The sequence below is a fragment of the Psychrobacter sp. PSi21 genome (assembly GCF_054960615.1).
In genome coordinates this window covers 61,100-72,998 of the sequence record NZ_JBHNYR010000019.1, presented here as the reverse complement: position 1 = coordinate 72,998, position 11,899 = coordinate 61,100, and the positions used below count along the sequence as shown (strand labels likewise).

The window sequence follows — 11,899 nt, the reverse complement described above, 5'->3', positions numbered from 1 at the left end:
AAGTACTGGCATCAACGTTGGTATTCCATGTGCCATCGGCACCAACTGTGGCTGTGCCTAATACGGTATTGCCTGCGCTGATGGTGACGGTCGCGCCCACTTCCCCTGTACCACTGACAGCCACAGCGCCTGATTCGTCAGCGTTGATGATGTCATCACCAGTAATCGGGGTATCGATGGCCACATTCGTGACCGTATCCACGGTCACTGGTTTACTATCCGTCGCCGTATTACCTGCCCGATCGGTCGCTGTCGCGGTCAGAATCACTGACCCATCTGTCAAACCACTGGCATCAATGGTGGCGCTCCACTTGCCATCAGCCCCAACCGTAGCCGTACCCAGTGTTAGATCGTCTACGCTGAGTACAATACTGGCTCCTGCCTCACTTGTACCAGTAACCACAACACCACCAGTAGCTTCAACGGCATTGATGATATTATCCATCGCAATGGGTAGATTACTCATGATTTGCGGCGCAATGATGTCATTGGCCACAACGTTTCTTGGATCACTGGTGTTACCAGCCTCATCAGTGGCAGTGACTTGTATTTTCTCTCCATTGATTAATGGCATATCACTGGTATCAACGCTATAGTTACCATCACCGTCAGCCGTTACCGTATAATCTGGCGCACCGTCACCGTTAGTATCAATATCAATAGCAGCATCGGGTTCGGTTCTCCCAGTAACAAGCGTACCGTCATCATTGATAGCCGCGGTCGGTACGTCAGGAGCAGTGCTGTCTGTCGCTACAATATTTGTTGGATCGCTGGTGTTGCCCGCTTCATCCGTTGCCGTGACTTCGATTTCCTCTCCATCTACCAACGGCATATCACTGGTATCAACGCTATAGTTACCATCAGCATCAGCCGTCACCGTATAGTCTGGCGCACCATCACCATCGGTATCGACCTCAACGGTTGCATTGGGTTCGGTCGTACCTGTAATGAGCGTGCCATCATCATTAATTGTTGCAGTCGGCGCGTCAGGCGCTGTACTGTCTGTCGCCACAATATTTGTCGGATCGCTGGTATTGCCCGCTTCATCCGTTGCCGTGACTTCGATTTCCTCTCCATCTACCAACGGCATATCACTGGTATCGACACTGTAGTTACCATCAGCATCAGCAATTACCGTATAGTCTGGCGTACCATCACCATTGATATCGACATCAACGGTCGCATTGGATTCGGTCATTCCCGTAATGATTGTACCTTCATCATTGATATCGGCACTCGGTGCATCAGGAGCTGTGATATCGCCTGACGTATTATCGCCATCGCTACCACTGCTACTGATGGCGGCACCAAAAACACCCAGACCTGCCAAACCCGCTACTAACGGTAGCGCACTACCACCAGCGGCACTGATCCACCAAGGTACTGGCTGCTCCTCACCACCTAGGTGTTGTTCCTCTACATCCCCTGACTCCAGCTCCATGACATGATCATCGATTTCACCCGACTTTGGAATGTAGTAATAATATCCACCACTTTCATCTATACCTATCAGGGCGCTGTCCACATCATCATAAAACCCTTCAATAATAAGATCAGGATTTTGGCCATCGTTTTCAAAGGAAACATGCAAATCCTTATCCACTCGCTTGGTAACAACGGTATCTGGTGCGCGGCCAATAGAGTTATCAAACAGTTCATAATTGACCTGATCTATCGCTTCAATAACAGTAGGTATACCATCTTTTGTAACAACTTGCTGTTCAGCGATCACTTGGTTCTGGTCATTGGTCTTAATTGTAATTGTTTTCATAGCATCATCCTTATATGGCTTCTACGCCGTAATTAAAAACTAAATACCCGCATCCCTTTCCAACCAACCGTATGTCAGTCAAACTGTCTTTTTTATCCAACTCTTTTTATCAAGTCATTGACACTCATTTATAACCTGAAGTAATTTATCCATTATTTTTATTTATAAACCCCAATACAAACCACATATAAAGACCTAAAAATAAGATTAACATTTGTTAAATCTAGCATTAATATTTATAAGAGATAAATATTAAGTTACAATAAATATACATACAAAAACCATCTATTAGTAATTGTAAATCTTACAAACATTATTCTAATTTATCAATTAATAGGAAAACCAGCCATAAAGCAAACATGCAGCCAACCCACTGATAAGAAATAAAAAAATTACTAAAAAACTATATGATCTCAGCTATAGAGGAGATATTTGGCAAAATCATTTTATAAAATACATACTTTTGTAATCTATAAACAATACACATTATTCAGCTATGGAATATTATAAGACTGATTCCAGAATACTTTTATGGCAAAAGTAGTGAAAACAAAACTTAACAGTCAATTTTTTTTGTGTATTTTTATTACAAATAATGAACTAATGCTCATATTATCATTAATTGAATATTCAACTTAATTATTAGTTACTAATGTTAATAAAGATATGCGATAATTATCACCCCTTTTCCGTATGAACGATTTTATTCTCTATATTCAAGCCAATTTATATATACCATTCATTATTTATATGTTTATATCTAATACCGCAGATCAAAAACATAATCACGAAGAGATTTGGTAGCCCATGCTTCATTTACACAAAAAATGGCTCCCTACAGTATTGTTGGCTGTGGCATTACATATTGTTGTTTTTGCTATTGCGTATTCAGCACTTAAGCCGCAGTCACCAACTGAGTCTACTAAGCGCACCAGTACAGACGTGCTAGAAAGAAAAACCCCTGCCCCACAGCCAGACCCTCTACTGATAAACACGGCACCAACACGAGTGATGACAATGACTGAAACCAAGCCGTCAGACATCACTCAAGCCAGCAATATACAGTCAGACCATAGGGATGCAGCACAGACACGATCAGAGACAGCAGCACAGTCTGTTGCTCACAAACATGAGCAATCAACACAAATAGCCAAGAATAACTCGAACACTGCCCCTAAAACCAAACCCAGCACTCACGTGTCAACTCAAAAGAACACCACCCAAGCCGTCGCTGAGCCCTCAGAAATATCCATTGCGCAGGTAGGCGACCATGCTACAAAAGAAGCGGTGCTAGAAAAAAATGACATGGGTTTGTTGGCGGGGGATGTTGCTATTACGAGGACAGACGAGGTGACAGATAAGACCTACCAAGCGGTAAAGTCGGAAGCGGAAGGTATCAATGACCAGCTCAGGGCCGCCATCAACGAGATCAAACACAGAAATCAGTCTAAAATTGAACAAGCACAGCCGCCAAAAACCACACCGCAAACTGCCCCTATTTCTGAGCCTGCACGTAACCCAACAGATAATGAGTCAGATAACAGCAAAGACCGCACAGATAATGATGCACCCATGACTGCACAATAAAAAAATAATGGCCTTAATAGCAAAACGCTTGTAGATGATGGGATGGGACATAAAAAAGCGCCCGTTATCTGCATTGATGGCAGGACGGGCGCTTATTTTATATGGCGGTAGACGTCAGTCACAACTATAGAATAAAGCTTGATAAGCACAATAAATAAGGCGCAATCAAGGCCGCTGTACCACGCGACTGACACTGGCGATAAGCGTAATCAGCACCACGCCAAGCAAAATCAACAGCGCTGACATCATATGCGCCGCAGCGTAGTTGAGCGATTCGACTTGCTCATATATAGCAATGGACACCACCTTGGTTTCTCCAGTAATACTACCACCAATCATCAATACCACGCCAAACTCACCAATGGTATGGGCAAAGCTGACCAGCGCTCCCAAGATGATACCGATGCGCGCTTGCGGCAACGCGACGCGCAAAAATCGGCGCAGACGACTGGCCTCAAGCAGCAACGCCACCTCCATCACGCTACTCGGCAGGCGGGCAAACTGTGCATACACAGGCTGGATATAAAACGGCAATGAATAAATAATCGAACCGATGACCAACCCTTCAAAGGTAAAAGCCAGTGCGCCAATGCCTTGCTCAGCAAGCAGATGACCAATACCAAAATTTGGGCTGAGTAGTAATAACAAATAAAAACCAAGCACCGTTGGTGGCAGCACCAGCGGCATGGCAATAATGCCCATCAATACGATCTTGACACGACCTAATAAACGGCTGCGACTCGGCCGCGCCAGCCAATATGCCAAAGGCGTCGCAAACAGCAACAAACACACCGTCGTCACTCCTGCCAACTTTAAGCTGACCCAAATGGGCAATAACATGTCTGAGAGAGAAAAGGCCGCATTCATGATAGGCGTATGACTTGATACGAGAAAAGGCCGCCGCACTGCAAACTAGGGCACACTCAGATAACCCGACTGAGTAAAATAGTCCTGTCCTGACGTGGACTGAAGATAATGGCTAAAGTCGATAGCCGCTTGGGATGGGTTAAGCACGATACCATCTTGCAAAATAGGTGGGTACATTGATGGTGGTAAGGTATAAAACTGCTCGGACGGCACGTTTAACGCCGTGATTTGCGACTGCGCCACAAAACCGTAATCGACGCTGCCCGTGTGTGTGTATTGAAACGCTTGACCAATATTTTCCGCCTGTATCAAGCGATTTTGCGCTTTCAAGGACTCATACTGCTGCTGTTTTTGTAGATACGCTGTGGCTGAAGCGCCGTAAGGGGCAAGCTTGGGATTGGCAATAGTCACCGTGGTGCTAGGTGACGACTGGAGTAAGCTATGAAGTGCTGCTGCCTTGCTTGACGTTTTTAGCGTCTCAAGTGGCTGAGTCACGCTATAAATTGCCAACTGACCGCGAGCATAGGTAAACGGTAACGCTGCTTGGCTATCCGTGTTGACGGCGGCTGATATAGTGGTCGCCAGCTTAGCAGGGAACGTTTGATTGGCGGACAAAAAAATATCATAAGGCGCGCCAGCTTTGATCTGCGCGTAGAGCTTGCCCGACGAGGCGTAGGTCACGTCAATCTTTGGTGCATGACTGGCCTTTTTTGATTGATAGCCTGTGATGATATCAGGTAGCACATCAGACAGATTGGCCGCTGCCGCGATACGTAATGTCTGAGGCTGGCTCGCTTGTGACGGCTCAATGTCGTCATCAGTTGCCGTGCTTTTGGAGCTACAAGCAGACAGCGACAGCATCGAAACCATGACACCTGCCAGCAGCATGTAATGCTGCGATGGCGCATGGTGCAATGCGATTATCAATCTGCTGCTTACATTTGCCATGGATCGGTCACTGTTCTTGTTGTTGAGATCAGCCGTTGTTGCTGAGCCACTGTGATGACGCATCATGATAATACTCTTGCTTCCACACGGGGATGTCTGCCTTGATGGTGTCTAATATCCAGCGGCAGGCGTCAAAAGCGGGATAACGATGCGCAGACACCACACCAATCCATACCGCAATATCGCCAATTTCCAGCGCGCCAATGCGATGGATCGCCACGGCACGAGTGATCTCAAAACGGGTCTTGGCCTCTGCCATGATGGCGCGGCCTTGGTTCAGCGCCAAGCCTTCATAACCATAATAGGTCAAGCGATCGACCGTACTGGCGTTATTATGATTGCGCACCCGCCCTTCAAAACAAGCAAAAGCCCCGCAGCCGTCATCATCAAGCATGGCTCTTAGCCGCGCATCATCAATCGGACAATCCAATAGTGCAAAGCCATCTTGCTGCGCGATAGCATACGCTTCATCTACGCTGCGGCTGATGTGCATGGCGTGGTGATGTACATTTTTGGTACTCGGTGTCTCACCATCGTTACGACCATTATCCTGCTTATTGTCTGTCATGATCAGCCACCTGCCACAGGCAAGATAAAGACCACACTGTCCCCAGCGTTAACCACATCTGTCCAAGCGGCAAAATAATCATTCACCGCCACGCGCAGCTCAGATTGAGGGCGAGTAAAGCGGTGTTTTTGCGCCAGCTGGGCATACAAATCAGCAAGCGATGTGCCTTGCGCGACACTCAGTCTTTCTTCATGGCATTGCGCCTCATCGGCCAAACCTGCAAAATACAATATCTGAATGTCTATTGTCGATGCTACAATCGCCATCGCGTGCTCCGTTATCAATACATTGTTTTATGTTTAAGGCGCTCATTTTTGGTTCAGTGCGGACTGATAGTCTGACTTACCGCCTGTTTTATTACGCAGGTGAACATTATCAATGACAATATCGTGCGATAAGGCTTTGGTCATATCATAAATGGTCAAGCAAGCCACGCTAACAGCGGTCAACGCTTCCATCTCAACGCCTGTTTTGTGCGTGACCTTGACGGTCCCTGTCACCATGATCGACTGTGCGGCATCGTCAAATTCAAATTGCAAACCGATCTTATCCAGTGGCAGCGGGTGACACAGCGGAATCAGATCATGGGTGCGCTTGGCTGCCATAATGCCAGCGATATGTGCCGTTTGGGTGATGCTGCCCTTTTTGGTCATGCCATCAGCCGCTTTGATTTGGGCATAGACGCTGTCGGGGAAGCGCACCTGTCCAAGCGCGCACGCCTCTCGCACGCTGGCTTGCTTACCACTGACATCAACCATGCTGACATCGCCTGCACTGTCGAGATGCGACAACGACACGGCAGCAGTGACGTCTTGGTGATTACTATTTACATTATTGTTGTGACTGTCAGAGTCAGATCGTGCCTGCATGATAAGTCCAGTGGTATGGTGTGATATTTTGGATTTAAATAGGTTTGCTTAATGCGTAGGGTTAACACGCAAAAAATGCGGGACAAAGTTACAAGGGCGCGTGCGACTGTCTAGCTGCTCCTTTAAGATACCTTCCCAACCCGTGCGGCAAGCGCCCGTTGATCCGGGTAAACAAAATACCCCAGTCCCATTGGCCAGACCACCCACCGCACGCGATTGTATGGTCGACATACCAATATCGTCTTTTGAAATCAAGCGAAACATCTCGCCAAACCCGTCAACGGTTTTATCAAACAACACACTCGCCGCCTCAGGCATACTATCACGGGTATAAAACCCCGTACCGCCTGTGGTGATGACCGCATGTACCTTAGGATCAGCAATCCAGCGACTGAGTACCGCCCGTATTTGATAAATATCATCGGTAATCAGCTCACGGTCTGCCAACGTGTGGCCTGCCTCAGTCAATTGATCGACCAAATACTGACCAGACTTGTCTTCGCTTAACGTGCGGCTGTCCGATACGGTCAAAATAGCGATATTTAATGGTGTAAATGCGGCTTCTGTCTTACTCATGAGTTGTCCTTTATCGTTATAAGAAATATCAAATCGATGTCATGATTAAATTTTAAAATCAATAATCTTGATGGTTTAACCGCCAATCATAGACAAGTTATTCATCATGCCACTGTTGGCCTCATGCAAATGATGATGCTCAGGCTTGATCGGCATCAGGCCATATAGAGCCTCAACCAGACCCGCCACATCATCTTGCTCAAGATGTGGCCTGATATCATAGTTGGCTTGGTCAAATAAGCACAAATGCACCTTGCCCTGACTGCTCACGCGCAGGCGGTTACAGCTGTCACAAAAGTGCTCAGCGTAAGGGGCAATGATACCAATGCGCCCAAGATAATCAGGATGACTATACTCTATCGCAGGGCCATCGGTAAAATAGCGTGTTTCAGGCTGCCAGCCCTGTGCCAGCAGGTTTTCGGTAACGCTCTTGGCGTGCGCGTGCTGGGCAAAGAACAAATTGGCATTGTCACTGGTTTGCATGAACTCAATAAAACGGTAAGTGACTGGGCGATTTTTGACATAGCGCATGGCATCTTCTAAGTTTTGCATCGCAGTTTCCGCCATTAGGATGCTATTGATTTTTAAGCGAATATCGGTGGCATCAAGCAGCTGATCCATATCGCGCATCAATTGCGGCAAGCTATCAAAGCCTGTCATTTTATAAAACGTATCAGCATCGAAGCTGTCCATGCTGATATTTAGCTGATCGAGTCCTGCCGCTTGCCAGCCTGTCAGATGTTTGCCCAATTTATAGCCGTTACTGGTCATGGCGACAGTGCGAATGCCTGCTGTCTGGCGCGCCGTTGCGATAATATCCGTCACATCACGGCGAATGGAGGGCTCGCCGCCAGTAATTCTGACCTTTTGCGTCCCCACTTGAGCAAACCCGCGCAGTAAGGTATCAATCTCTGCCACACTCAGCTCGTCCGTTGGGCGCTTGCCTTGGTAGCCATTTGGCAAACAGTATTCACAGCGAAAGTTGCAAAAATCAGTAATAGATAGGCGCAGGTAGGTCAAACGTCTGGAAAAACCATCCGTCAATAGCGAGTCGTTGGGTGTCAGCTCACCATGCACAGGCGCGGCAATTGAGACAGCATTGGCATGGTGCGGCTGGGCCGTAAATATTGATTCAGACAACGTCATATTTCCTATTACATAGTCGTGGCACGCCGATAACATGGCGGCAGCGTATAGACAGATAGTGCGTGCTTTGAGCAGCACTTTCAGTGAGCCGTTGGTAACACAAGCGGTCACAAACCGTTCAATGCTTGCCAGCTCATCACCTGCAGCCTTGGTACGACCTTATCATTAAGCGGCCAACCAAACGGTTATTTATTGAGCACCTATAAGTCATTGCCTTTAGATATATAGCCATGAGAACGGCTGCACAGACACAACGGTACCTGCCGCCACATCACCGACATCTTTATCGAGAATCACCAAGCAGTTGGCGCGGCTTAACTGCTTGATTCTGTGCGACTGCTGCTTGGCAAAACACTCGACTTGGTAGCTGCCATCTGGGTTTTGTGACAACACACCGCGCTGAAAGTCAGCACGGCCAACCGATTTTTTGGTGTCATGGATCAAGGTTGCAGGCAGGCTGAGCACCTGTGGCTGCTGGTCAAGCGCCGCGCCTGAGAGTTGCCACAACGCCGGTATCACAAACTGTAGCGCGCCGACGACGGTTGATAATGGGTTACCCGGCAGCCCAAAATACAATACTGGCGCAGCATCAGTGGGCAGTAACTCGCCAAAGACAAAGGGTTTACCCGGTTTCATCGCCACTTTATAGTGATTGATTTGACCCAATTGCTCAATAACGGTGGTCAAAAAGTCATAGTCGCCAACGGATACGCCTGCACTCGATATCAGCACGTCACAGTCTTGCATGGCGGTAGTGACCACCGCTGTGGTTTGTTCAAGGTCATCAGGGATGATGCCATAATCCTGAATGGTGATGGGCAGCGTATTCAGTAGCGCTTTTAGGGTTGGCGTATTGGTATTATAAATCTGCGCCATACTGGTCAGCGGCTCACCCAGCGCTACCAACTCATCACCCGTGGCGATCAAACCGACCACCAACGGCGCTAATACACTCACCTCACTCACACCCAGATTGGCCAGCAAGCTGATATCCGCAGGATTGATCCGTTTGCCTTGAGTCAACACCACTTCATCTGCTTGTATCTCTTCGCCTTGAAAGCGGATGTTGGCGCTGACCGACGCATCAACGGTCAAAGTAACGGCATAAGGCTGAGATTTATCAATGCCTGCTTTGATCTGCTCAAAGTTGGTATTTTCTTGCATGATGACCGTGTCACAAGCATCAGGTACCATCGCGCCCGTAAAAATCCGCACGCCCTGCCCTGCACTCAGCTCACCCGTATAGGGACTGCCTGCCTGTGACTCACCGACGATAGTGATGACACTATTACTGCTGACATCACTGCCCTGAGTAATGGCATAACCATCCATCGCCGACAGATTCTGTCGTGGTATGTTAAATGGTGCGCGCACATCCATCGCCAGTATGTGGTTGCTACTTTCTAACAAATCGTAGGTTGGTTTGGCGCGTGCGGCTATCGGGGCATCTTGATGATTGTAGGTGTCGATACGCTGGGTAATGGCGGCGCGCAGCTGCTCTATAGTGATCATAATGGCGTCCTCAATAGGGTTATTCTTGTTTTGTTTTAATATGAATGGTTTGGGCTATCTATCCAGCCCTGCGCTTGGGCGTATCGCCACTGTTCAGGCGTGTCAATATCATGGCTCAAATCCGCATTGGTAATGTGCGCTATCTGGATATCTGGCAGCGCTCTGATAAATGCTCGCAATCCTTTATCGCCCGATAGCTGCGGCTGCCATTGTCTAAGCATGTCATATTGCACGACCAGCGGCAATCCTACGATATGGTTGTCACCGTTATCTTTGTGATAAGTAAAGCTTACTCCGAGCCGCGGGTAACGACTGGCAGTGACGCAAACGTGCCTATCATCTGTGTTCAATAGCGCTGACAGATGCGCCTGATTAAGCAGCACTTGATCCACACCCATGATTAATACGCGGTCGATATCACAGACTGTATGGTGCCGCCAGTCATCAAGCCCATTGATCCCTAAGTCGAGACTGTGCGCCATACCTGTATGCGGCGTCGGATTGACGACAAGGTGTAGGTTGTCATTCTCAATCACCTTTTGGTCAAGGGCAGAGATAATGGCGGTCTGACTTTTTGGAACCACTACCATAACGGCGCTGGGCTGTGTGGTCAATGCCAACTGCACCATATGACAGAGTAATGGCTGTTGATCTTTTTTAATCAGCTGCTTGGCATGTCCTAAGCGCTGGCTGAGACCACTTGCCAGCAAGATCACCGCATGGCGCGGCTTGGTTGAGGACTGCGCCGTCAGCTTCGGGGTCATCACTGACATCAGATACTGCCTATCGGTGTAGTGTGATGTACAGGCTTGTCATAAATAACCGCGCTGATTTGTGCCATGATACCAAGGGCGAGTGCTTCTGGGCCATCACCGCCCAGCTTGTAACCGATGGGATAATGCAGCATACCCGTTTGTCGGTCTGTGCGCGATGCCAGCAGTGCTGGCGATAGCATGCCCGCAGTCGCAATCTCATGGATCAGCCGTTCCGTACGGTATATTGGCCCCAGCTGACCGAGATAACGACACTGCTCAGCATGTGCCAATAATACTGCCAAGCGCGCACGGTCTTGACACAGACTATGCGACATTAAAGCCACGGCCGCGTTGCGACTGAGTGCCAGCAACGTTTGGGTATCCTCAAGCGGCACGCATGATACCGCGTCAGCAGCTGCAAACCTAGCAGCCGTTGCATATTGCGGACGACTATCAATGACCGTCACATGCCAGTCTTGTAGCTTGGCCATATTGACCAGCGGCGCGACATCATTGCCTGCCCCGCATATCAGCAGGCGTATTTGCGGCTGAATACGCTGTACCAGCCATTCTGTTTGCTTGCTTTCATCTTCGTCATTGACGATAACATAAGCATTGATCGGTTTTTGATTGACTGCTCGCCCACGCTCACCCATAACCTGCTGAGCAGCACTGAGCGCCGCTGAGGTATAACCGTTTGGCGATAACGTGTTGTTATCATAAGCATCAGCAAGAGACGCTTGGGTAATAGCATCATCAATCGTTACGCGCCTGCCAATGTGATGTCTTGGATCGGCTGATCGGATCAAGGTGGCGATGATAGCAGGCTGCTGCGTCTGACGTATCTGCGCGACTAAGGACAGTAGCCACTGCGCCGTATCCAACCGCTCAAACAGCACATGTACGCGACCATTGCAGCCCAGACCAAAGTTCAGCTCATCGTCATCCAGATCGTCATGATCGTCATGGTCACCGTCCGATTCGTCATCACCCGTTTGGTACACCTGAACGTTGGCACCATTGCGGGTTAACCAAAAAGCACGCTTGATGAGGTGTGGTTCCAAACAGCCGCCGCTGATCATACCCACAGAGCGGCCGTCAGCGCAAATAAGCATCATCGCACCTGCACGGCGATATGCAGAGCCTTCTGTACGTACCACCGTTGCCAGCACGGCATCCACGTTCTCAGATTGCGCCTGCTGTGCCAACTGTAAAATATCACTGACTTGGTTCATAGTCTCTTATTATTAAATCCCGCTGTATCTTTTTTATCAAGAATCCACTATATGTCATCACAATG

Annotated in this window: 12 protein-coding genes; 1 reads left to right on the top strand and 11 read right to left on the bottom strand. The window is 48.4% G+C overall.

The window, feature by feature from the left end; genetic code table 11:
- Positions 1-1,771, bottom strand: a 1,771-nt coding sequence (locus ACFI32_RS12505; RefSeq protein ID WP_462626927.1) for an Ig-like domain-containing protein, incomplete at its 3' end; no start/stop codon positions are given.
- 807 nt (positions 1,772-2,578) lie between these two features.
- Between ACFI32_RS12505 and ACFI32_RS12500 the strand changes: the two genes are divergently transcribed.
- Positions 2,579-3,358 carry a hypothetical protein gene (locus tag ACFI32_RS12500; RefSeq protein ID WP_462626926.1) on the top strand — a complete coding sequence of 260 codons (780 nt, stop codon included), beginning with the start codon at positions 2,579-2,581 and terminating at the stop codon, positions 3,356-3,358.
- 165 nt (positions 3,359-3,523) lie between these two features.
- Here ACFI32_RS12500 and modB read toward each other — a convergent pair whose 3' ends face one another.
- The 10 genes from modB to ACFI32_RS12450 form a co-directional block, all read right to left on the bottom strand.
- The gene (gene modB, locus ACFI32_RS12495) at positions 3,524-4,225 is read right to left on the bottom strand and encodes a molybdate ABC transporter permease subunit (RefSeq protein WP_462626925.1); all 702 of its coding nucleotides are present in this window, start codon (positions 4,223-4,225) and stop codon (positions 3,524-3,526) included.
- Between the two features lie 45 nt (positions 4,226-4,270).
- On the bottom strand, positions 4,271-5,173 hold the full coding sequence (modA, locus tag ACFI32_RS12490) for a molybdate ABC transporter substrate-binding protein (RefSeq protein WP_462626924.1): 903 nt from the start codon (positions 5,171-5,173) through the stop codon (positions 4,271-4,273).
- A gap of 28 nt (positions 5,174-5,201) precedes the next feature.
- Positions 5,202-5,666 carry a molybdenum cofactor biosynthesis protein MoaE gene (locus ACFI32_RS12485; RefSeq protein ID WP_462626930.1) on the bottom strand — a complete coding sequence of 155 codons (465 nt, stop codon included), beginning with the start codon at positions 5,664-5,666 and terminating at the stop codon, positions 5,202-5,204.
- Positions 5,667-5,743: 77 nt separating this feature from the next.
- Positions 5,744-6,007 carry a MoaD/ThiS family protein gene (locus ACFI32_RS12480; protein ID WP_462626923.1) on the bottom strand — a complete coding sequence of 88 codons (264 nt, stop codon included), beginning with the start codon at positions 6,005-6,007 and terminating at the stop codon, positions 5,744-5,746.
- A gap of 42 nt (positions 6,008-6,049) precedes the next feature.
- Complete coding sequence (moaC, locus tag ACFI32_RS12475; RefSeq protein WP_462626922.1) at positions 6,050-6,610, bottom strand: cyclic pyranopterin monophosphate synthase MoaC; 561 nt, start codon at positions 6,608-6,610, stop codon at positions 6,050-6,052.
- A 48-nt stretch (positions 6,611-6,658) separates the two neighbouring features.
- Entirely contained in the window at positions 6,659-7,186 is a 528-nt protein-coding gene (moaB, locus tag ACFI32_RS12470) for a molybdenum cofactor biosynthesis protein B (RefSeq protein WP_462626921.1), read from the bottom strand.
- 75 nt (positions 7,187-7,261) lie between these two features.
- Positions 7,262-8,332 (bottom strand): GTP 3',8-cyclase MoaA, encoded by a 1,071-nt coding sequence (moaA, locus tag ACFI32_RS12465; RefSeq protein ID WP_462626929.1) that lies wholly within the window; start codon positions 8,330-8,332, stop codon positions 7,262-7,264.
- Positions 8,333-8,548: 216 nt separating this feature from the next.
- Positions 8,549-9,844, bottom strand: a complete 1,296-nt coding sequence (locus ACFI32_RS12460) for a molybdopterin molybdotransferase MoeA (protein ID WP_462626920.1) — start codon at positions 9,842-9,844, stop codon at positions 8,549-8,551.
- Positions 9,845-9,879: 35 nt separating this feature from the next.
- Positions 9,880-10,617, bottom strand: a complete 738-nt coding sequence (locus tag ACFI32_RS12455; protein ID WP_462626919.1) for a nucleotidyltransferase family protein — start codon at positions 10,615-10,617, stop codon at positions 9,880-9,882.
- Positions 10,617-11,834 (bottom strand): XdhC family protein, encoded by a 1,218-nt coding sequence (locus tag ACFI32_RS12450; protein ID WP_462626918.1) that lies wholly within the window; start codon positions 11,832-11,834, stop codon positions 10,617-10,619. Before ACFI32_RS12450 ends, ACFI32_RS12455 begins: the two co-directional genes overlap by 1 nt.
- Positions 11,835-11,899: the final 65 nt, after the last annotated feature.